The following is a 21,748-nucleotide window of genomic DNA, read 5'->3' as shown; positions in this document are numbered from 1 at the left end:
TTGGCGCGGATTGCGCTAAAGATCGGGGCGAAAGTCAGACGCATTCGTTCGAGAACAGACCGACAGGCCCGCTCATGACCGCTCATAAAGCTGCTCCCACCCTGCTTCGCATCGCCGTTGCCCAGCTCAATCCGACTGTCGGCGATATCGCCGGAAACCTGGCGAAAGCGCGTGAGGCGCGCGCCGATGCGGCGCGCCAGGGCGCCGACCTTCTTCTCCTCACCGAGCTCTTCATTTCCGGTTATCCGCCGGAGGATCTGGTTCTAAAGCCGGCTTTCCTCAAGGCCTGCCTGCAAGCGGTGGAAAAGCTGGCGGGCGAGACCGCCGACGGCGGCCCGGGCGTCATTATCGGCTTCCCGCGTCTTGCCAAGACGGGACGCCACAATGCCGTCGCCGTTCTCGACGGCGGCAAGATCATTGCGGTGCGCGACAAGGTTGATCTGCCGAATTATGGCGAGTTCGACGAGAAGCGGGTGTTCGACCAGGGCGAGATGCCCGGGCCGGTCAATTTCCGCGGCATCCGCATCGGCATTCCGATCTGCGAGGATATCTGGGGCGATCTCGGCGTGTGCGAGACTCTGGCCGAAAGCGGTGCTGAAATCCTGCTGTCGCCGAACGGTTCGCCCTATTATCGCGACAAGGTGGATGTGCGCCATCAGGTGGTGCTGAAGCAGGTGATCGAGACCGGCCTGCCGATGATCTACGCCAACCAGCTTGGCGGGCAGGATGAACTGGTGTTCGACGGCGCGAGCTTCGCCTTCAACACCGACAAGTCGCTCGCCTTCCAGATGAGCCAGTTCGAGGAAGCGCTGTCGATCGTCGAGTGGAAGAAGGGTGACAATGGCTGGCACTGCGCCGGCGGCCTGCAGTCGCGTCTGCCGGAGCGGGAGGAAGCCGATTATCGCGCCTGCATGCTTGGCTTCCGCGATTATGTGAACAAGAACGGCTTCAAGAACGTCGTGCTCGGCCTGTCCGGCGGTATCGACTCGGCGATCTGTGCGGCCCTTGCCGTCGACGCGCTCGGCGAGGAGCGGGTGCGCACGATCATGCTGCCTTACCGCTATACCTCGAAGGATTCGCTCAAGGACGCCAAGGACTGCGCTGAAGCGCTCGGCTGCCGCTACGATATCGTGCCGATCGAGGAGCCGGTGCAAGGCTTCCTCGGCGCGCTCGCCGATATGTTCGAAGGCACGGAATCCGGCATTACCGAGGAGAACCTGCAGAGCCGAACACGCGGCACCATTCTGATGGCGGTTTCCAACAAGTTTGGCTCGATGGTGGTGACGACCGGCAACAAGTCGGAAATGTCGGTCGGTTATGCCACCCTCTACGGCGATATGAACGGTGGCTTCAATCCGATCAAAGACTTGTACAAGATGCAGGTCTACGGCATCTCGCGCTGGCGCAACACCACCGTGCCCCCCGGTGCGCTCGGCCCGTCCGGTGTGGTCATCCCGCAGAACATCATCGACAAGGCGCCTTCGGCCGAGCTTCGCCCCAACCAGACCGACCAGGATTCGTTGCCGCCCTATCCGGTACTCGACGACATTCTCGAATGCCTCGTCGAAAAGGAGATGAGCACGGAAGAGATCGTGGCGCGCGGTCATGACGAGGCGACGGTGCACCGCATCGAGCATCTGCTCTATATCGCTGAGTACAAGCGCCGGCAGTCGGCGCCCGGCGTGAAGATCACCAAGAAGAATTTTGGCCGCGACCGGCGCTATCCGATCACGAACCGGTTCCGCGACCGGGGCTAGGCGGTGAAAGCCGTCTGCGAAGAGGCGGGCGACGCCAAGAGCTCGCCAGAGTTCACCGACGAGGAAGTCCACCTGATCCGGCTGTGGTCGCTCTGCGATAGTTCTGCTGGCGGCCAGCTTTCGGCGCAGATCGCCTATTTCGCGACACCGGCGGTGTTCGGGATCTATGGTCTTTCGGCTGGCAGTCTCGTCATCGTTGGCGTCGCCTTTGTCTGTATCCTGTTGCTGCTCGGCTGGGGTTTCGTTTCGACCTGGCGAGACCAGAGCAAATTCGGCCTGATGAAATCGATCTGCGTCAAGGTGTTGGCGATGTTGCCGGCGGACGAACGACGCAGATAGCCGCAGTGACGGCAGGAGAATGCGATGCGCAGTTCCGTTGAAACCTACGACATCGTCAGCGGCGAGATGCATGTCGTCTGGCAGACCGACCGGTTGGTCGAGGCGCCGAACTGGTCGCCTGATGGAACGCATCTTGTCATCAATGGCGATGGGCTGCTCTATCGCCTTCCGCTTGACGGCGGCGAACCGGTCCAGATCGAGACCGGCTTTGCCCGTCTCTGCAACAACGACCACGGCATTTCGCCTGATGGCAGCACGATCGCGATCAGCGACAAGACCGAATTCGGCAAGTCGGCGATCTATCTGCTGCCGGCTTCGGGCGGCGAACCTAGGCTCGTAACACAGAACCTGCCGTCCTACTGGCATGGCTGGTCGCCGGATGGCCAGACACTCACCTATTGCGGCATTCGCGATCAGGTTTTCGATATCTATACGATCCCGGTTGACGGGGGCGAGGAGCGGCGGTTGACGCAGGGCGAGGGCCGGAATGACGGCCCCGACTGGTCGCCCGATGGCGCGTGGATCTATTTCAATTCCAGCCGCTCCGGTCGCATGCAGATCTGGCGCGTTCGGCCCGACGGCAGGGACGTCGAGCGCATAACCGACAGTCCCTATGGCGACTGGTTCCCGCATCCGTCGCCGGACGGAAAGCACCTGCTGGTTCTCTCCTACGACGGCGATGTCTTCGACCATCCGCGGGACTTGAATGTTCGTCTGCGACTGATGGAGGTGGATGGCACCAACGCGTGCGACCTGTTCGAACTCTTCGGCGGACAGGGCACGATGAACGTTCCCAACTGGTCGCCGAAGGGCGATCGCTTTGCCTTCGTTCGCTACGAAGCGAAAAGCTGAGAAGGCTGGACAAGAATACGGACTGCGTGCTAGCGATCGTCTCGCTTGCAGGGCGCACCCGATCCGCGGGAAGGGCCAGACCCACCTGTTTCACTGAACTTGGTTGCCACACCTCTTTTCAGTCTGTGGGCGCGGATACCGGACGTGAATGAAAGGAGGTCTTTCATGATCACGCGCGATCTTCCCGCGAATGCTACCCTCGAATCCATCCGCAAGCAGGCCAAGGCTTTTCTGAAAGCCCTGAAGGCTGGCGATGCCGCGGCACGCCAGCGGACGCTGCCCTATTTCACCGAACCGGCCACGATTGGTCTGCAGGATGCCCAACTGGTCCTCGCTCGGGAGTTTGGCTTTTCCAGCTGGACCCGATTGAAAACGCACCTTGAGCGCTCTCAGCAGGGCAAGCCTGCCACCGAGCAGCTTGCCAACCGCTTCCTGGCGCTCGCGACTGTGTCTTACTTCGGCGACATAGCCGCCGATCCTGAGCGGTATGCCCAGGCGAAAGCTCTGCTCGAAGAGCATCCTGAAATTGCAGGCGAAAGTATTCACGTTGCCGCCGCGCTCGGCGATGGCGACGCTATCGACCGCTGGCTCGATCAGGATCCGAAGCTCGCCGGCAAGCGTGCAGGCCCCTACGACTGGGAGCCTCTGCTCTATGCCGCCTATGCCCGCGTTCCCGGCAGGTCTTCGCTTGCAGCCGGTGAGCGGCTTGTTGCGCGCGGTACCGATGCCAATGCCTTCTGGTTGGATGATGGACAGTATCGTTTCACCGCGCTGACAGGCGTCTTCGGCCAAGGCGAAGCGGGCAAGGAGCGGCAACCGGAACACCCCGATTGCACCGCCTTTGCCGAGCTGCTGCTCAAGGCCGGCGCCAGGGCCAACGACAGTCAGGCGCTCTACAACCGCATGTTCGAGCCCGACAATACCTGCCTTGAGCTGTTGCTGCGCCACGGGTTGAGCGCCAAGGACAGGAACAACTGGCTGGTGCGCGAGGATGGAGAACTGATCGAAAACAGCCAGAGTGTTTTCGACTACCAGCTCGCCTGGGCGCTGGAAAAACGAATGGCCGATCGCGTTCGATTGCTCGTCGAGCATGGTGCGGACGTCAACCGAACCGTAAAGGGACGCACACCCTACCAATGGGCGGAGCTTGGCGGCGATGCGTCCCTTGCAGAATATCTGGTTGCTCATGGCGCCACGGTAGCGGAACTTACCGATGTCGATCGCCTGGCGAGAGCGATTGCCGAGGGCAAGGGCGAACAGGCGAAGGCGCTGGTGGCTGGGGATGCAACGCTCGTTTCGCGCACGCAGTCGGCACATCCCGCGATCCTGCATGAGGCTGCGGGCGAAAACCGTGAAGTCCAGGCGGCGCTGATGCTGTCGCTCGGCTTCGACGTCAACCGCATGACGTCGCGAACGCCGCTGCACGAGGCGGCGTTGCATGGACATATCGAGATGGCAAAGCTGCTGCTCGAGCATGGCGCCAACGCCATGGCGCGCGACCCCTATCATCACGCACCGCCGATCGGCTGGGCCGAGTATAACGGCAAGGGCGACATGGTTCGTTTCCTCGAGAGCCAGTCGCTCGACCTGTTTGCAGCCGCCGCCTTCGGCAAGAGCGAACGGGTGATGGCGATCGTCGATGAAAAACCGGAACTGCTCGACATACCCTTCGGCCAATTCCGCGGGCGCGGGCGGCCAAACCCGCAAAGCGACTGGATGACACCGCTTGCCATCGCCGTCGTCAACAGAAGGTCCGCCGTGGTCAAGCTGCTCATCGAAAAAGGTGCCGATGCCAATCGGCGTGATGGCAGCGGCACGCGGTCGATCCGGGATCTCGCCCGCGACGAAGGCGACGAGGAAATCGTCTCGATGTTGCGTAGATTTTCTTCGCCCAACTAGTGGTCGTACGACTACTGATTGTTGGCTTATACTAGGCGGTTGAAGTCTTTAAGGCTTTCAATACCAGCTTGCTTAAACTAAATTTCTGCTTTGATCTTTAGGGTGGCGTCTGATCGGTGCCACCCTTCGCCATTGACGGCTGGTCCGGTGAGGGGGCGTTGGCGTGATCGAGGAAAAGTTTCGGCAACCGAAGCGGAACAGGGCGGTCTGGGCAATTCATGCTGCCTGTACCTTGGTTGCGATCCTGACAATCGCCAGCCTCATCTTCGTTCTCAATCGTTCCGTCGTCGAGGCGGACCGTTTCGGCCGTTCTGCAGAGCGCAGACTGGTGACAAACGAATTGCGCCACCAGATGGAAGCAGCCGTGCAATTCCAGGCGCAGGTCTCTTTCTGGGACGACACTTACGACGAACTTGCGACCGGACGGCTGAGTGACGCCTTCGTGGCCGAACAATTGTCCGGGTGGCTCTGGGAGGACTACGGTTTCTCCTGGCTGATCTTCGGTGATGCCGATGGACATGTTTCGACAGCATTGAAGGACGGTCTGGCCATCCCCGCGCAGGCGGCCGAAGGCCCGCTTCGCGATGTCGATGATCTGCTCGACGAGGCACGTCGCCGCTATGACAATGCGCTGAGAAACAATGGCGGCACCTATACGCTCGATATCCCCCAGCCGAACCGGCAATCGGTAACGCCGATCGTACCCGGCATCCACGCCGTGGATATGCGCGAGGTTCAAGGGCAGATGAGCATCGCGGTCGTCCAGGCGGTGATCCCGGAAACGCTGCAGCTTGCCGCCGATCGCCGCAAACCGGTGTTCATGGTTTCTGTTCGCCCGCTGACGGCGCAGTCGCTGCGGGAGATCGAAGCAAAGCTTGGGGTGTCTGGCCTTGCCTTCGTCCCGCTGTCTCAACTTCCGGCCGATAGCGTGCACGTGTCCGTCGGCCGGTGCTTGGACGCCTCCTGCCTGGTCGTTGCCTGGACGTCCAAATCGCCCGGCGGCTTCGTGCGGGCGGAGATCCTGCCGAGCGTGATCGCCATCGCGATCCTGGCAATGCTTTTGATGGCCTTTGTAGCCCTCAGGTTCTCCAGTGTCTTTGCCGCCTTGCAGCAGAGCGAGGCGCGAAACCTCTACATGGCAAAACATGACCGCCTCACCGGGCTTCTCAATCGCAGCGGCTTCGACGATGCGCTGGCCGCCGCGCTCCTCGACGCGAAAAACCGCCCATTCGCGCTGATCCTTGCCGATCTGGACGAGTTCAAGGCCGTCAACGACCGGCATGGGCACGCGGCGGGTGACGCGGTGTTGATGGCCATTGCCGAACGGTACCGCCGGCGGGTCGGGGTGCGTGGAACCGTTGCCCGCCTGGGCGGTGATGAATTTGCGGTTATCCATCGTTCGTCAGGCAAGGATGCGGACGTATCGGCTGTGGCTGCGGGCCTTGTCATCGATGCACAGACGCCGGTCGAGCTTGAGGGGCAGATGTTGCGCGTCGGCAGCAGCGTCGGCCTGGCCTTTGCGCCTAAGCACGGCAGCACTGCCCGCGCGCTGCTGGCCGCTGCCGACGAGGCGCTCTATCTCGCCAAGAAACGCGGGCGCAACCGTGTCCAGACGGCTGACGACCTTTCCCCGGAAGACAAGGTTGCGCTGAGTGCAGAGGTGTCAAGGCGCCACGCCGGCTGAGTTTTCATGCCGGTAGCTTTCCATCGCCATGGTCTTCATCCGAGCGGCTGAAGCGTCCGCCGAGCGGAGCGGTCACCCACAAAAGCCGGGCGTCGCCGTCGCTGGTTGAAATGCAGGCATGGCCGAGGCGTGCATCGAAGTAGACGGCGTCGCCGCTCTTCAGCACTGCTGGTGCGTAGTGCTCGGTATAGAGGGTGATTTCTCCGTCGAGGACATACATGAAGTCCTCGTCATCGTGCCGGTCCCAATCGGGAAACTGGTCGAGCCCCCGTGCCCTGACCAGCACTTCGACCACCATGAAGGCCGTGTTGCGCACCTCTTCCATCAGCAGCCGCAAGCCATAATTCGGCGTTTCATGGCGGGTGCCATCGTCCTTGCGGGTGACGCTGCGCCGGCCGGCGGGCGGGCTTGCCTCGCCGGAGGCGAGAAAGCTCAGGAGATCAAGCGAGAAGCCGGCCGCCAGCTTCTGCATGGCGTGAAAGGTCGGCGACATCTCGTTGCGCTCGATCTTCGATAGCGCCGAGCGCGACAGGCCGATTCGCTGGCTCGCTTCTTCGAGCGTCCATTCCCGTGCGACCCGGAGCTCCTTCACGCGGGCTCCAAGTTCGGCCGGTCGCTCTTCGGTCGAGCGAAGTCTCTGTTCGGCAGGTCGGCGGGTGATGGTCAGTTTTGGCATGGCGTCTCCTCGGGCAATGCATACGAGCAAAATCGACGATTCTCAATTCTGTTGACGAAATCCACTATAGTAGATAAATCCCGTTTGTGAAACTTAACGGGAGGATGGACTTTGATCAACATTCAGGAAAGCAGATACGGAGTTGACGAGTTGCTGGTCGCCGATGCGGAGGCGGATGAACGGCGCTGGCTGCCCTTCGGCGACAGCGCCTTCACATTGCCGTTGCTGTTCGATGTGCGGGGCGGCAGTTGGGTCAGCATCTTCAAGGCCAAGGGCGCCGGCACCATCGAGCGGCATCGTCATTCCAATCCGGTCACCGGTTGGACGCTGGAGGGCACCTGGGGTTATCGTGAGCGCGACTGGATCGCACGGCCCGGCACCTTCATCTTCGAACCGGCGGGCGATATCCATACGCTCTACGTGCATCCGGAGGCCGGCCACATGAAGGCGCTGTTCCACGTGTTTGGACCTCTGGTCTATCTCGATGATGACGGCAACGCTGAAGGTTATGACGACGTGCTGGTCAGGCTCGACCGATATGCGGCACACTGCAAGTCGGTCGGGCTTGGCGAAGATTTCGTCCGCACACTGATCCGATAGGGGGAGGCAACCATGCATGCATTGGTATTCGACACTTTCGGTGGGCCGGAGGTCTTGAGCTATCGCGAGGTTGCCGACCCGGCTGTGCCACCTGGCCATATCCAGCTGGCCATGCGGGCAATCGGGCTCAACTTCGCCGACATCTATCGGCGCAAGGGCAACTACACGCTTGCGGGCAAGGCGCCCTACATCGCCGGCTACGAAGGGGCAGGCGAGGTGATCGCCATCGGTGAAGGCGTCGAAGGCGTCGCTGTCGGTGACCGAATCGGGTTTGCGGACGTGCCGTTTGCCAATGCAACGCGGGTGACCGTGCCGCTGGAGCGGGCCATCCCGCTTCCTGACGATATCGGCTTTGAGGCCGCTGCTGCCCTTCTGCTGCAGGGGCTGACGGCGCAGTATCTGGTCGAGGACAGCTATAGCGTCCGGGCCGGCGATACCGTTCTGGTGCAGGCCGCCGGCGGCGGTGTCGGGCAGTTGCTGATCCGGCTTGCCATCGCGCGCGGTGCCAGTGTCATTGGCATGGCCTCGACGCTGGAGAAGCAGGCGCTCGCCAAGGCCGCGGGTGCTGCCTATGCGCTCGGCTATGACGAGGGCTGGCCGGACAAGGTGCGCGCCTTGAGTGACGGCGGCGTCAATGTCGCCTATGATTCAGTCGGCATAACCCTTCTCGACAGTCTCTCGGCGGTGCGCTCGCGCGGAACGCTTGTGACGTTCGGCATGGCCGGTGGGCCGGCACCCCTGGTCGATCCGCGCTATCTCATGGAGCATTCCAAAACCGTCGTCGGTGGTGATCTCTGGAATTTTCTGACCGATCGACAGCAGCGGCTGAGCCGGGCCGGGCGGCTGTTCCAGTCGTTCAGGGACGGCGTCATCGAACGACCGCGCATCGAGACCTTCGCACTATCGGACGGGGCCGCGGCCCATGCTCGGCTCGAGGACCGGCGGTTCTCGGGAAAGATCGTGCTTTTACCCGAATGACGGACCGGCCCCGCTTCATTGCGGGCCGCTCCGCTCAGGCGACGGGCACGTTGTAGGGCGTAATCACCTCCACGGCCGACAGCCGGGCCCCGGCCGGCTTCTGACCGTTGCCGCTTCTCCCGGCGAGAATGGCGCGGAAGGCCATGCGGGCGTCGCTGCGCAGGTCATGGTGCAGGACGAAATGGATCCGGCGTTCGCGCAGCAGCGCCAGATTGTCTTGGTCGAGGTCATGGGCGATGAACAACGTGCAATCGCGACCGACGCGCTCGAACGCCGCGAGCACAGCGCGGTTGCCGCCGCCAATGGAATAGGCCGCATTGATGTCGGCGTGTGCCGCAAGCGCCTTTGCCGCAAGCGCACCGGTCTCGGTGTCCTTGCCATGGCCTTCGCTGATCTCGACAATGCGGATTGCCGGATAGTGTTCACGCAGTACGCGGCGAAAGCCGATTTCGCGTTCCTCCTCGCCACGGAAACGACTGCTTGAAATTGTCACGAGCACGGTTGCGGAGCGTTCAGCGAAGCGTTCGCCGATGAGATAGGCCGCCGTTTCGCCGGCCGCACGGTTGTCTGCGCCGGCATAGGCGGTCCGCGCCGAATTCGGCAGGTCGGTGACAAGCGTAATCACCGGGATACCCGCCTGTTCCAGGCGGGCGACGGCGCCCGCGACTTCAGGCATATCAGGCGCTTTCAACACCACCCCATCGGTTCCGCGCAACCGAATGCGGTCGAGAAGCTGGGCGATGTCCTGCGGGCGCATCGTCTCGGCGAAGTGGAAGCGACAACGGAACGTCGTTGGCATGAAGGTCGGCGCTTCGGTTTCGAATGCCTCTCTGACCGTATCGGTAAAACGCTCCGGTGCCTCCATCACCACGTCGATCGTCCGCCTCTGGCCCTGGATCTCCAATCCGGATTGCTGCTTTTCCAGCTCGCGAATGGCGGCCTTCACGCGCGCTTCGGTCTGCTGGCGCACGCCGGGGCGCCCGTTCAGGACGCGATCGACGGTCGCGGTGCTGAGCCCGGCCTGAAAAGCAATATCCTTGACCAGAAACGGATGAGCCAACGGCGATCTCTCCTGATGGTTTTTTGATGGATTCCTGCTCTATATCACGATTGGACGGCGCCTATAGTCGGGGCATCGAATGTTTCTGAGGAGGAACGGGATGAAGACCGACAACAATGCGCGCCAGCGCCTCGAACGCGTGTGGCTGAGCGAAGATGGCTGCGACATCGAAGAATTTCGTGCCGAGGTGGAGCGCCAGACGAACCTTGCGGACTATCCGCATGCGCTCGCCTGCGAGAAGAACGTGCTGATCTATGACAGCGCCAGCCTGGTATCAGCCTGCGCGACGGCCGAGGGGCGCCGCGCGGCACTGGCCGAGATCTGCGAAGTGCTGGCGACCGGTCCAGGTGTTGCCGTGTTCAAGCACGCCTACGCCGACACAACCGTCATCGATGCCGCCAGCGGCATCTTCGATGCGATCATCGAGGAGCAGCACCGCACCAAGAGCGGCGGCGGCGACCATTTTGCCAAGCCCGGCGCCAACGACCGGATCTGGAACTCGCTCGAAAAGCACTGCCTGAAGAGCCCTGAAAATTTTGCTGCCTACTATGCCAATGCCATCATTGCACTTGTCAGCGAAGCCTGGCTTGGTCCGAACTATCAGATGACGGCGCAGGTCAATCGGGTCAATCCGGGTGGGGCGTCGCAGGCGGCGCATCGCGACTACCACCTCGGCTTCCAGAGCTCTGATGTCATCGAGCAATATCCGGCTCATGTGCACCGGCTGTCACCTGTCCTGACGCTGCAGGGGGCGGTTGCTCATTGCGACATGCCGCTTGAAAGCGGCCCAACGCTGTTCCTGCCCTATAGCCAGACCTATGTGCCCGGCTACCTCGCGCTGAAGCGGCCGGAGTTCCGCGCCTATTTCGACGAACATCACGTGCAGTTGCCGCTTGCAAAGGGCGATGTCGTTTTCTTCAATCCGGCGCTGTTCCATGCCGCCGGCAGCAACCGTTCGACCGATATCAAGCGCGTTGCCAATCTGCTGCAGGTTTCGTCGGCCTTCGGGCGAGCGATGGAGACCGTGGATCGCGTGAAGATGAGCGCGGCGCTCTATCCGGCGCTGACAGCTCTTATCGCATCCGGCGCCCTTTCGAAGGGTGAGGTCGCCAATGCGATTGCGTCCTGTGCCGAAGGTTATTCCTTCCCGACTAATCTCGATCGCGACCCGCCGCTCGGCGGCCTTGCGCCGAAAACACAGGCGCAGTTGATGCATGAGGCGCTTTCAGGAAGGTGGAGCGAGGCGGATTTCCGCAAAGCGCTTGAAGAGCAGGCACAGCGCAAGCTGAGCTGAACAGAAGATATCGCCATGACAGGTCCCCGGCGCTCGGCGGCGGGGGCCGTTCCTGTTTCGATGACACTTTCACTCCTGGGAGGAATTTCATGACCGAACAACACGGCCGTCTTGACGGCAAGGTCGCCATCGTCACCGGTGGGACGCAAGGGTTGGGGGCAACGATCGCCAGCCTGTTTGCGGAACGCGGGGCCGAAGGCATCGTCATCTGCGGGCGCAACACTGCCAAGGGAGAGGCGAAGGCTGAGGAGATCCGCAAGGCGAGCGGCGCGCAGGTGCTTTATGTCGAAGCGGATCTCGAAAAGGTCGAAGATGCCCGAAAGGTTGTCAACGCCTGCGACGCCACCTTCGGGCGGGTCGATGCGCTGGTCAACGCGGCAGCAATCACCGACCGCGGCACCATTCTCGATACAAGCCCCGAACTCTTCGACCGGATGTTCGCCATCAATGTGCGGGCGCCGTTCTTCCTGATCCAGGAGGCTGTCAAGGTTATGCGAAGGGAGGGCACTCAGGGCACGATCGTCAACATCGGTTCCATGTCGGCCATGGCCGGGCAGCCGTTCATCGCTGCCTATTGCTCGTCCAAGGGCGCGCTGGAGACGCTGACCAAGAACACGGCTTACGCGCTGTTGCGCAACCGTATTCGTGTCAACGGTCTCAATATCGGATGGATGGCCTCAGAGGGGGAAGATCGCATCCAGCGAGAGTTTCACGGTGCTGCAGCCGACTGGCTGGAAAAGGCGGCCGCCAGCCAGCCTTTCGGCCGGCTTGTCGATCCCAAGGAAGTCGCGCGCGCCTGCGCCTATCTGTCCTCGAACGAATCCGGCCTGATGACGGGGTCGGTCATCTGCTTCGACCAGTCGGTCTGGGGTGGCTATGACGGCTCGCCACATCCCGTCGCCCCGCTTTGATAGTGAGCCGCAAGGGCAGCGGTCGAAAGGTCTCCGATGTCGACCGCTGCCGAAAGGCTCGCACGGTGCCGGCGGGCACCCACCGAGTTGCTTGTCATTCCCGATTGGCTGTGCACTTATGGCGTCGTCAGGTGCCCGCGACGCGGGAGAATCGGGAATCCGGTGTCACTCCGGAACGTGCCCAACGCTGTGACGGGGACGGCTGCCCCAGGGATCTTGAGTTTTCTCAAAGTCTTGCCACTGGATCTTCATCGGATCTGGGAAGGCGGAGCGGCCGGGGGATCCGAAGTCAGAAGACCGGCCTGGCAAGATAGACCGAAACCCGCGCGGACGGCGGAAGGTTGTGCATTGTTGGGGATCGAACGATGCTGACTGACGCGAATGGCGGCCTTGCGGCCGCAGAAGCCTTTTCATTTGACGAGCGCGAAGCCGTCTACCGCGCCATCGAAACACGCCGGGACGTGCGGGATCAGTTCCTGCCCGACCCCTTGCCTGACGATCTGGTGATGCGCCTGCTCAATGCAGCGCACCGGGCGCCATCGGTGGGGTTCATGCAGCCATGGAATTTCGTCGTCGTGCGCCAGGCGGAAACCCGCGAGCGGGTCTGGCAGGCGTTTTCCCGCGCCAACGACGAAGCTGCGCTGATGTTCGATGGTGATCAGCGGGCGAAATACCGCTCGCTGAAACTGGAGGGTATCCGCAAGGCACCGCTCAGTATCTGCGTGACATGCGATCGCACACGCGGCGGCTCGGTCGTTCTCGGGCGCACCCACAATCCTGACATGGATGTCTATTCCACCGTCTGCGCCGTCCAGAATCTCTGGCTTGCCGCGCGCGCTGAAGGCGTCGGCGTCGGCTGGGTCAGCATCTTTCATGAGAACGAGATCAAGGCGATCCTCGGCATACCCGATCATGTCGTGATCGTCGCCTGGCTTTGCCTGGGCTTCGTCGACCACCTCTACCGTGAGCCGGAACTGGCGGTAAAAGGCTGGCGCCAGCGCCTGCCGCTGGAGGAACTGGTATTCGAGGAAGGTTGGGGAGCCTGCCGGAAGGCTGACGCCGCGATCAGTTGCTCTGAACGGGCTGGTAAGCCGGACCCGTGGGGTGGCGAAGGTCGATCGACGTTTCCTTCTGGGGCAGGAACGTCGGCCCGATGACCCGCACCTTGCTCTTGGCGGGATCGTAGGGGCGCTCTTCAGCGGGAACCGTCACCTTGGCAGAAGGGGCATCTGCCCCCTTATTGCCTTCGATGACGATGATCGAGGACCGACTATCGCTGGAATTGCCGCCGCCTGCCTTGGGCGCTGTTGCCACCGTCTTCGGGATCTGGCAGCCGCAGATGCCGGGCTTGCCGACGTCTCGCGTCCGGTAGGCAAAGGCGTTCGGCAATTCCCGATAGGGGCGTCCAGTCGAGGCGGAAACCATCTGGTCGCTCTCTTCGGTCGCAAGCTCGTGGAAGAAGAGCTCGGTTTCGGCACCCGGGCAGCGGGCGCGACAGGCCTGCTCGTCGCGAGCAAAGTCCGCCGGGCTCGCCTCGGACGAAATGGGGAAGAAGGCGCCGTCGCAGGTGCGCACGCACATGGTGCGAAGCGTGCCGGAATAGACGCCGCTTTCCGGAGGGTATCCGTCTGCGTCGCCATCGCGCAACAACGGCCCGTAGGATTCCTCCGGCGGCAGATCGCGCAGGATATTGCGATGCGTTTCCGGCGCGTCCGGGTCGGCGCTGGCAAATTCCTCGCGGTCGCCATAACAACCGTTGATCTCAAGTGCAGCCAGGATGCGCCGACGCGTGTCGTCGCCATCGCCCGATATCAGCTGCTGGCGTTCCGATTTGAGGATAGCGAGATTGTCTTCCATCTCGGCGATCAGGCTGTTGATATCAGCGCAGATATCCGGGTCGCCGCCATTGAACACGACGACGCTGCCTGTGCCGCAGCCGGCGCGGCGGCGATCGTTGCGCGCTCGACGCAGTTCAATGTTCTGTCGCGAAATCGCGCTGGCGTAATCGCGCGTATCGGCCGTGGTGGTGATGGCCTCGGGCAATTGCGCAAGCCGGGTGTTCAGGCGGTCGCACACGCTGGAGGCCAGCGCCTGATCGGCAAGAACCAGAAGCAGCGGCAAAGTCGCCGCGGCAAGGGTTTTCATGTTCCGGAACAAGGGCGAACGTCCATTTCTGCAACCGCGCTGCGCCGCCCTTGTTGTCCGGGATCGGTCGCCGTCGGCATTTCCTGTTTCAGCCCTATCATAAGGCTTGTCACTGCGTGTGCAACGACAAGCCTCGTAATGCGTTAACAGTGTCGTCCTCTCGGACGAATGGACGGCTCCGATCCGGTGTCAGGCTGCGCGTGCGGTTTCCAGCGACATCGGCCGCTCAAGCACGGTGCCTTCGATCGCGGCGACGGCCTTCATGGCGCTCAGCAGCGACGGCGTCACTTCCCAGGCGACCGCCACGGCAAAGACCGAGCCGATCCGGTGCGGTTCACCGATGCGCTCGCCGGGGCAACCCATGCGACGGAACATCCGCTCGAGGAAGACGTCGGTGACCGTAACGATGTGGCTGATGCCGGAGGCAAGTCCGAGTTCGCCGACGCCGCACATCAGTTCTGCGGCGGCAACCGTGACCTGATTGGAAGCACGGTCCTGGGAAATTTCCGGATCGATGCAAAAGCGGCTCGATTCCCAGATCGAGGCGCTGCGGATCTCCGGGTTGTCGCCAAGCAGGATCGGGAACGTATCGTCCAGCATGTTGGGGCCAAGCGTCGGCAGCAGCCTCAGCGATCCGCGCAGCTTTCCGGTGTCCGGCGAATAGGACAGGATGTAGAGCGGGTTCGACTTGTCGTAGTTGTCGATCTCCCAGTCCCCATCGGTCTGAACGTCCCATTTCAGGAAGTCGTGAAAGACGCGCTTGCGCAACTTGAACATCTCGTCGATGGCCTGTGGGTGCTGTCCGCGTGTCCTGCCGTTGAGGATCCTGATCATCGTTCTCTCCATCCTTGTCTTTGGGGGATGGCGTGATGCTGTCAGTCCGGCGGCGGAGAAGAAACTGGCACTAGTGACAGTACCGGTAACGGATTTTTTACTCTAAATTTCGATGGGTTTCCGGAAGAGCGTGGGGGGAGCGGCTCTAGCCCGGATCAAACTGTGGGGATCAGCGCATGGCGGACGGCCTGGGCCACGGCCTGCGTGTTGGAGACGACGTTGAGCTTGCGGCGGGCATTGGTCATGAAGAAGCGCACGGTGCGCTCGGAAATGCCGAGAATGGTGGCAATCTCCCAATAGCTCTTGCCGGCTGCCGACCAGGTGAGAACCTCGGTTTCACGGCCGGTCAAGCGCATCTCGCGCGTTGCCGCGCCACTCGTCATGGCCGCATTCTCGAGCATGCCGGCATGAAACAGGTTGGCGGCGAGCTGGAAGTCGCGCAGATGATTGCGCCGATAGATCGACCATTCGGCCGCCGACATGTTGACGTTGATGGCAAGCAACGCCATGCGACCGGCCGGCGAGGGTAGCGGCAGGGCGACGCCTTCGCTAGAGAGCCCGATCTCTTCGGCCGTCTTGAACAACGGCTCGCATTCGGGAAAGCGATGGCGCGCCGTCGTCCATTCGACCGGTCTGACGCCGCCGAGCGCCAGCTTGAGGATCGGATCGATGCGATAGAGCCCACGCGTCAGATAAAGCTCCGCCGCGTAGGCACCGAATGTGTGGTGCAGGCGGCAGATCTTGAGCTCGTCCGCATAGGGCTCGGCCTCAAGATAAAGGAGATGAGCGATGCGAAAGGTACGTCGCATCAACGTAAAAAAATGGGCCGGCTCGACACAGCCTCCGCATTCCAGGATTTCCAGCATGTCGAGGACAGCCTGTTGTTCAGTCATGCCACAACACCGATTCTTGCCCTGAACCCCACAATGGTTGGGGGTTCACCTTTTGTCCAGAACCGTCATCCGCATTTGCTGTGGATTGTCGATCCTACAAACAATGGTTGTTGCCAGGATCGGATCGGAAACACAGGGCCGCCGGGTACGACGGCCCTGCAAAAAGTTTCAACCCGGATGGCTGGCTTCAACGACAGCGAGTGCTGCCATGTTAACGACGCCGCGTGAGGTCACGGACGGCGACAGGATGTGCGCCGGCAGTGCCGAGCCAAGCAGGATCGGGCCGACATGCAGGCTGTCCGTCATCGTCTTGACGACGCCGAGCGTGATGTTGGCGGCATCGAGATTCGGGAAGACCAGCAGGTTGGCTTCGCCCGAAAGCGTGCTGTTGGGCATGACGCGCTGGCGCAGAACCTCGGAGATGGCCGAATCACCATGCATTTCGCCATCCACTTCGAGGTCGGGCGCAAGTTCGCGCACGAGCTGCAATGCCTGACGCATCTTGGTGGCGCTTTCGGAATCGCGTGAGCCGAAGTTCGAGTGCGAGACAAGGGCGGCATGCGGCGTGATGCCGAAGCGGCGGATTTCCTGTGCCGCCATGACTGTCGTCTGGGCGATTTCTTCGGCGCTCGGGCAATAGCTGACATAGGTGTCTGTGAAGAACGTTGCGCCGCGCTGTGAGATGAGCAGGCTCAGCGCCGAGAAGTCGAGAACGCCTTCGCGCTTGCCGATGATCTGCGAGACGTCGCGCAGGTGCTTGCTGTAGCGTCCTTCGACACCGCAGATCAGTGCGTCGGCTTCGCCGCGCTTGACGGCAAGCGCCCCGATGACCGTGGTGTTGGTGCGCACGATCGTACGGGCTGCTTCCGGAATGACGCCGAGGCGGCCGACAAGGGCGAAATAGTCCTCGACATAGTCACGATAGCGCGGGTCGCCTTCGGGGTTGACCACTTCGAAATCGACATCAGGACGAATGCGCAGGCCGTAGCGACGCAGGCGCGTCTCGATGATCTGCGGACGGCCGATCAGGATCGGGCGGGCAGTGCCTTCTTCGAGCAGCACCTGGGCTGCGCGCAGCACGCGCTCGTCTTCGCCTTCGGCAAAAATCACGCGGTTCTTCTGCGCGTTCTTGGCGGCGGCAAAGACCGGCTTCATGATGAAGCCGGAGCGGAAGACGAAGCGGTTGAGCTTGTCGAGATAGGCGTCGTAATCCTGGATCGGACGAGTGGCGACACCGCTCTCTTCAGCAGCCTTGGCGACGGCCGGCGCGATCCTCAGGATCAGGCGCTGGTCGAAGGGCGAGGGGATCAGGTAGTCAGGGCCGAAGACCGGCGTCTCGCCGGAGTAGGCGCGGGCAGCGACATCCGATGGCTCCTCGCGGGCAAGGCCGGCGATGGCGCGGACGGCCGCCATTTTCATTTCTTCGTTGATCGTGCTTGCGCCGCAGTCGAGCGCACCGCGGAAGATGTGCGGGAAGCAGAGCACGTTGTTGACCTGGTTGGGGAAGTCCGAACGGCCGGTGCAGATCATGGCGTCCGGGCGTGCCGCACGGGCGGCTTCCGGCATGATCTCGGGCGTCGGGTTGGCCAGTGCCATGATCAGCGGCTTTTCCGCCATCTGTACCAGCAGTTCCGGCTTCAGCACGCCGGCCGCCGACAGGCCGAGGAAGACGTCGGCGCCACCGATGCTGTCTGCAAGCACCCGGTTGTCGCTTTCCTGGGCGTAGACCGATTTCCATTGGTCCATCAGAACTTCGCGGCCCTTGTAGACGAGGCCTTCGAGGTCGTGCACCCAGATGTTTTCGGTCTTGGCGCCGAGCGTGACGAGCAGGTTGAGACAGGCAAGCGCTGCAGCACCGGCACCCGAGGTGACGATCTTGGCCTTGGCGATGTCCTTGCCGGCCAGCTCCAGGCCGTTGAGGATCGCGGCCGCAACGATGATGGCGGTGCCATGCTGGTCGTCATGGAAGACGGGGATCTGCATTTTTTCACGCAGCTGGCGCTCGACCTCGAAGCATTCCGGTGCCTTGATGTCTTCGAGGTTGATGCCGCCGAAAGTCGGCTCCAGCGCCGAGATGACGTCGACCATGCGCTCGATGCTTGCCGCATCGATCTCGATGTCGAAGACGTCGATGCCGGCGAATTTCTTGAACAGGACGGCCTTGCCTTCCATCACGGGCTTGGAGGCAAGCGGACCGATGTTGCCGAGACCGAGAACGGCCGTGCCATTGGAGATCACCGCGACAAGATTGGCGCGCGCCGTGTAGTCGGCTGCCGTTTCCGGGTTGTCGCGGATGGCGATGCAAGGTGCAGCCACGCCTGGCGAATAGGCGAGCGCGAGGTCGCGCTGGTTGCCGAGCGGCTTGGTGGGCTGGATTTCGAGCTTCCCCGGGCGCGGGTAACGATGGAAGAAAAGAGCCTGCTGGTCGATATCGCCGCTGGCCGGACCGGTGTGGGATTTGTTTTTGTCGCCCGTGCTCATAGTCTGCATTCCTCTTTTTTGGACGTGGCCTTGTGGCACGAATTGCGAACCGCGTACAGTTTTTGCGCGGTTCTTTTGCGCCGGTGCGACGAAGCGGCCGGCGTCCGTGTCATCTTCCTGAAACACGAGTCTGGTTTTGACGGGCCCCAGAAGGCTCAATCAAGACGAGGCTGGTATGATGGCGGCGCCGCAAGACAACTCCGTAAGACATCTCAGGACGTTGTTCATCTCCGACGTCCACCTCGGCTCCAAGGCGGCCAAGACCGACTTTCTCATTGATTTCCTGCGGTATCACGAGGCGGAAACCATCGTTCTCGTTGGCGACATCGTCGATGGCTGGCGGTTGAAGCGAAGCTGGTATTGGCCGCAGAACTGCAACGACGTCGTCCAGAAGCTTTTGCGCAAGGCGCGCAAGGGCACGCGTATCATCTATATCCCTGGCAACCACGACGAATTCATGCGCGATTTTCCTGGCGTTCATTTTGGCGGAATCGAGGTGGCGCAGCGCCACATGCATAAGGGCGCCGACGGCCGCAACTATCTGGTGCTGCATGGCGACGAGTTCGACGTGGTCGTGCGCAATGCCCGCATCCTCGCCTATCTCGGCGACTGGGCCTACGACACGGCAATCGCCATCAATATCGGTCTCGCCGCCATTCGCCGCCGGCTCGGCATGCCCTATTGGTCGTTCTCGTCCTGGGCGAAGCTGCAGGTGAAACACGCCGTCAACTTCATCGGCGAGTTCCAGAAGGTGGTCGCCGACGAGGCCAGGCGTCACGACGCCCAAGGGGTGATCTGCGGCCATATCCACCATGCCGTCATCGAAGACATCGGCGACATCCGCTACATCAACACCGGCGACTGGGTCGAAAGCTGCACGGCGATCGCCGAGCACCACGACGGCACCATGGAGCTGATCACCTGGCATCAGATGCGCGGCGGCGCCGCTGAAGCCGAGGGAACTGCAGAAGCCGAACGTCTGTTGGCGCAATTGCTGACGCAGCGGGCTGCCTGAAGAGGCTGCGAGCAGCCTACGAACCGCGCTTGTAGCGAAATCTAGGTTATGGCGATCCTGCAGTGGGCTATGCTATTGCTGGCCCATAGCCATCAGGTCCTCCCATGATTCCCTCCCAAGCGCCCGCTGCCGTGGGCCCTCCGCCGCGTTATTTTACGCTTCGCACAGCCTTGCTCTTCTGCGCTCCGTTGATCGTCAACGGTTTCGCCATGCCGTATTTTCCGGTCTGGCTGACGACGCTTTCCATGAGCGATTTCGAGATCGGAGTTGTGCTGGCCTTGCCGATGTTCGTGCGCGTGTTCACGGCGCCGATCGCGGGCGTGATCGCCGATCGGCTCGGAGAGCGCACGATCGTTCTGATCTGGTCTGGGTTCCTGTCGCTGGCGACGGCGTTCGTGCTGTTTTATGCCCGCGATTTCTGGCCGATCCTGATCATCTACACGCTGCAATCTGCCGTCTATTCACCCTATGTGCCGATCGTCGAGGCGATCGCGCTTTCCGGTGTCAGGCGCTGGGGTTTTGACTATGCCCAGATGCGGCTGTGGGGCTCCGTTGCCTTCATCGGCGCAACCATGCTCGGCGGCTGGTTGATCGGCATCTTCGGTGGCGACATGGTGCTGCCGGCGATGGCGATCGGATTTGGCCTGACGATCGCGATGGCCTTCGCGGCGCCCAAGGTCGGTCGGCCGCGACGTCCGTCGCCGATCACGGCCTTGACCGAGCCCCCGCCGAAATCGCTGCGCCAGCTCGATCTGCAACTGCTGTTGATCGGCGTGACGCTGGTGAACGCCAGCCACGCCATGCTGTTCGCCTTCTCGGCAATCTACTGGCAGCATATCGGCTATAGCGGCACGGAGATTGGGATTCTCTGGAGTGCGGGCGTTGCTGCCGAAGTGACGATGTTCATCTTCGCCAAGGCGATCATTCGGCGTTTCAGCGTCTGGACGATGATCCTGTCCGGTTGTTTCCTGGCCGTGCTGCGCTGGATCATCTTCCCGATGGATCTCGGCTTTTCCGGATACTTCGTGCTGCAGTGCTTTCACGCCTTCACCTATGCCATCATGCACACCGGCATGCAGAACAAGCTGGTGGAGCGCGTGGTCGAGGAGCAGGAAGCATCGGCGCAGGGCCTCTACTTCTTCTACACCGGCATCTTCACGGCAATCTTCACGTTCCTGTCAGGCTATCTCTATGCCTGGTACGGGGTGAACGGGTTCTATTCGATGTCGGTGGTCGCCTTTGCCGGCTGCTGCTTTGCCCTGACTGCCCGATACCTTCAGCCCCAGAGGCGCGGCTCGGGCGGAAAGACCAGCGAGGCCTCATAGCGCAGGCTCGGCGTGCGGTCGCGCGCCAGGAGCAGGGGGCCGTCGAGGTCGACGAAATCGGCGCCCTGCGCCGCCAGGATCGCCGGTGCCATGCCGAGCGAGGTTCCGACCATGCAGCCGACCATCACCTTAAGGCCGAGCGATGTCGCCGCATCGCGCATGCGGAGGGCCTCCGTCAGGCCGCCCGTCTTGTCGAGCTTGATGTTGACCGCGTCATAGCGGTCGACAAGGGCGGAGAGATCGCCGGTCGCATGCACGCTCTCGTCGGCGCACACGGGAACGGGGCGGGCAATGGTGGCGAGCGCCTGATCGCGGCCGGCCGGCAGCGGCTGCTCGATCAGGTCGATGCGCTGTTCGGCGCAGATGGCGAAGTGATAGGCGAGGCTGTCCGGCGTCCAGCCCTCATTGGCATCGAGAATGATGCGGCTCTCCGGCGCACCCTCCCGCACGGCGCGGATGCGAGAGGCATCGTCCGACGTACCGACCTTGATCTTGAGCAGGGCGCGGTGGGCATATTGCGCGGCCTGCGCACGCATCGCTTCGGGCTCGGCCAGAGAAAGCGTATAGGCCGTTGTCAATGTTTCTGGTGAGGAAAGACCGGCAAGCTCGCGGACAGATTTGCCTTTCTGCTTTGCTTCGAGGTCCCACAGCGCGCAGTCTACGGCGTTGCGGGCAGCACCCGGCTTCATCGTGGACTGCAGTTGCTGGCGCGTCAAACCCTGCTCGATCTGCGGGCGAATGGCTTCGATCTCTGCAAGCACCGAGGCAATGCTTTCGTTGTAGCGGCCATAGGGCACGCATTCGCCCCAGCCGCTGCTGCCGCCCTCAGTGATTCGGCAGGTCACCACGCTCGCCGTGGTCTTCGAGCCGCGTGAAATCGTGAAAGTGCCCGCAATCGGGAAGTCTTCGGTTGTCGCTTCGAGCACAGTGGACATGAAATCTTCTCCGGCGGGGGCTATCTGGCACATTGGTGGCGATGTTACCGGCTTCGTCCGGATGACATCA

19 protein-coding genes and 1 riboswitch are annotated in these 21,748 nt (G+C 62.1%); of the genes, 12 read left to right on the top strand and 7 right to left on the bottom strand.

The window, feature by feature from the left end; translation table 11 throughout:
* Nucleotides 1–74: 74 nt before the first annotated feature.
* The 5 genes from AC07UR_RS09660 (at nt 75) to AC07UR_RS09640 (ending at nt 6,531) form a co-directional block, all read left to right on the top strand.
* The gene (locus AC07UR_RS09660) at nt 75–1,757 is read left to right on the top strand and encodes an NAD+ synthase (RefSeq protein ID WP_209791970.1); all 1,683 of its coding nucleotides are present in this window, start codon (nt 75–77) and stop codon (nt 1,755–1,757) included.
* A 3-nt stretch (nt 1,758–1,760) separates the two neighbouring features.
* Nucleotides 1,761–2,096, top strand: a complete 336-nt coding sequence (locus tag AC07UR_RS09655; protein WP_209791968.1) for a hypothetical protein — start codon at nt 1,761–1,763, stop codon at nt 2,094–2,096.
* A 24-nt stretch (nt 2,097–2,120) separates the two neighbouring features.
* The gene (locus tag AC07UR_RS09650; protein WP_209791966.1) at nt 2,121–2,948 is read left to right on the top strand and encodes a TolB family protein; all 828 of its coding nucleotides are present in this window, start codon (nt 2,121–2,123) and stop codon (nt 2,946–2,948) included.
* A gap of 165 nt (nt 2,949–3,113) precedes the next feature.
* On the top strand, nt 3,114–4,847 hold the full coding sequence (locus AC07UR_RS09645) for an ankyrin repeat domain-containing protein (protein ID WP_209791964.1): 1,734 nt from the start codon (nt 3,114–3,116) through the stop codon (nt 4,845–4,847).
* 163 nt (nt 4,848–5,010) lie between these two features.
* Entirely contained in the window at nt 5,011–6,531 is a 1,521-nt protein-coding gene (locus AC07UR_RS09640) for a diguanylate cyclase domain-containing protein (RefSeq protein ID WP_209791962.1), read from the top strand.
* 4 nt (nt 6,532–6,535) lie between these two features.
* On the opposite strand, the gene AC07UR_RS09635 is transcribed toward AC07UR_RS09640, so the two are convergent.
* Nucleotides 6,536–7,207, bottom strand: coding sequence for a helix-turn-helix domain-containing protein (locus AC07UR_RS09635; RefSeq protein ID WP_209791952.1), 672 nt, complete (start codon nt 7,205–7,207; stop codon nt 6,536–6,538).
* 111 nt (nt 7,208–7,318) lie between these two features.
* On the opposite strand from AC07UR_RS09635, the gene AC07UR_RS09630 reads away from it, so the two are divergent.
* Together AC07UR_RS09630 and AC07UR_RS09625 are read left to right on the top strand one after the other, a co-directional pair.
* Nucleotides 7,319–7,807, top strand: coding sequence for a 2,4'-dihydroxyacetophenone dioxygenase family protein (locus tag AC07UR_RS09630; protein WP_112834168.1), 489 nt, complete (start codon nt 7,319–7,321; stop codon nt 7,805–7,807).
* 12 nt (nt 7,808–7,819) lie between these two features.
* Nucleotides 7,820–8,785, top strand: a complete 966-nt coding sequence (locus AC07UR_RS09625; RefSeq protein ID WP_209791950.1) for a quinone oxidoreductase family protein — start codon at nt 7,820–7,822, stop codon at nt 8,783–8,785.
* Nucleotides 8,786–8,819: 34 nt separating this feature from the next.
* Here AC07UR_RS09625 and AC07UR_RS09620 read toward each other — a convergent pair whose 3' ends face one another.
* Nucleotides 8,820–9,845 (bottom strand): LacI family DNA-binding transcriptional regulator, encoded by a 1,026-nt coding sequence (locus AC07UR_RS09620; RefSeq protein ID WP_209791948.1) that lies wholly within the window; start codon nt 9,843–9,845, stop codon nt 8,820–8,822.
* Nucleotides 9,846–9,945: 100 nt separating this feature from the next.
* Here AC07UR_RS09620 and AC07UR_RS09615 point away from each other — a divergent pair, with 100 nt between their 5' ends.
* The 3 genes from AC07UR_RS09615 to bluB all read left to right on the top strand — a co-directional run bounded on the left by AC07UR_RS09615 (nt 9,946) and on the right by bluB (nt 13,207).
* Entirely contained in the window at nt 9,946–11,139 is a 1,194-nt protein-coding gene (locus AC07UR_RS09615) for a phytanoyl-CoA dioxygenase family protein (protein WP_209791946.1), read from the top strand.
* A gap of 89 nt (nt 11,140–11,228) precedes the next feature.
* The gene (locus AC07UR_RS09610) at nt 11,229–12,050 is read left to right on the top strand and encodes an SDR family oxidoreductase (RefSeq protein WP_173420116.1); all 822 of its coding nucleotides are present in this window, start codon (nt 11,229–11,231) and stop codon (nt 12,048–12,050) included.
* Between the two features lie 112 nt (nt 12,051–12,162).
* A riboswitch (cobalamin riboswitch) is annotated at nt 12,163–12,370 on the top strand.
* Nucleotides 12,371–12,415: 45 nt separating this feature from the next.
* Nucleotides 12,416–13,207: a 5,6-dimethylbenzimidazole synthase gene (gene bluB, locus AC07UR_RS09605; RefSeq protein WP_173420115.1), complete on the top strand. Its 792-nt coding sequence runs from the start codon at nt 12,416–12,418 to the stop codon at nt 13,205–13,207.
* Here bluB and AC07UR_RS09600 read toward each other — a convergent pair.
* From AC07UR_RS09600 to AC07UR_RS09585, 4 genes are all read right to left on the bottom strand, one after another.
* Nucleotides 13,116–14,195: a DUF2865 domain-containing protein gene (locus tag AC07UR_RS09600; RefSeq protein WP_173420114.1), complete on the bottom strand. Its 1,080-nt coding sequence runs from the start codon at nt 14,193–14,195 to the stop codon at nt 13,116–13,118. The two genes, bluB and AC07UR_RS09600, sit on opposite strands and share 92 nt — an antisense overlap.
* A 189-nt stretch (nt 14,196–14,384) precedes the next feature.
* A complete protein-coding gene (locus AC07UR_RS09595; RefSeq protein ID WP_173420113.1) occupies nt 14,385–15,029 on the bottom strand; it encodes an acyl-homoserine-lactone synthase in 645 nt (214 codons plus the stop codon).
* Nucleotides 15,030–15,184: 155 nt separating this feature from the next.
* Nucleotides 15,185–15,922, bottom strand: coding sequence for a helix-turn-helix transcriptional regulator (locus tag AC07UR_RS09590; protein WP_173420112.1), 738 nt, complete (start codon nt 15,920–15,922; stop codon nt 15,185–15,187).
* A 168-nt stretch (nt 15,923–16,090) separates the two neighbouring features.
* The gene (locus AC07UR_RS09585; protein ID WP_209791941.1) at nt 16,091–18,403 is read right to left on the bottom strand and encodes an NADP-dependent malic enzyme; all 2,313 of its coding nucleotides are present in this window, start codon (nt 18,401–18,403) and stop codon (nt 16,091–16,093) included.
* Nucleotides 18,404–18,578: 175 nt separating this feature from the next.
* On the opposite strand from AC07UR_RS09585, the gene AC07UR_RS09580 reads away from it, so the two are divergent.
* Together AC07UR_RS09580 and AC07UR_RS09575 are read left to right on the top strand one after the other, a co-directional pair.
* Nucleotides 18,579–19,418 (top strand): UDP-2,3-diacylglucosamine diphosphatase, encoded by an 840-nt coding sequence (locus tag AC07UR_RS09580; RefSeq protein WP_173420110.1) that lies wholly within the window; start codon nt 18,579–18,581, stop codon nt 19,416–19,418.
* A 104-nt stretch (nt 19,419–19,522) separates the two neighbouring features.
* On the top strand, nt 19,523–20,743 hold the full coding sequence (locus AC07UR_RS09575) for an MFS transporter (RefSeq protein WP_209791940.1): 1,221 nt from the start codon (nt 19,523–19,525) through the stop codon (nt 20,741–20,743).
* Here AC07UR_RS09575 and dgcA read toward each other — a convergent pair.
* Nucleotides 20,695–21,678, bottom strand: a complete 984-nt coding sequence (gene dgcA, locus AC07UR_RS09570; RefSeq protein ID WP_209791938.1) for an N-acetyl-D-Glu racemase DgcA — start codon at nt 21,676–21,678, stop codon at nt 20,695–20,697. The two genes, AC07UR_RS09575 and dgcA, sit on opposite strands and share 49 nt — an antisense overlap.
* Between the last annotated feature and the right edge of the window lie 70 nt (nt 21,679–21,748).

Source organism: Ensifer sp. GW821-FHT05G01 (assembly GCF_059419585.1).
The sequence above is the reverse complement of the archived record's forward strand: the minus strand, read 5'-3'. Positions and strand labels throughout refer to the sequence as shown.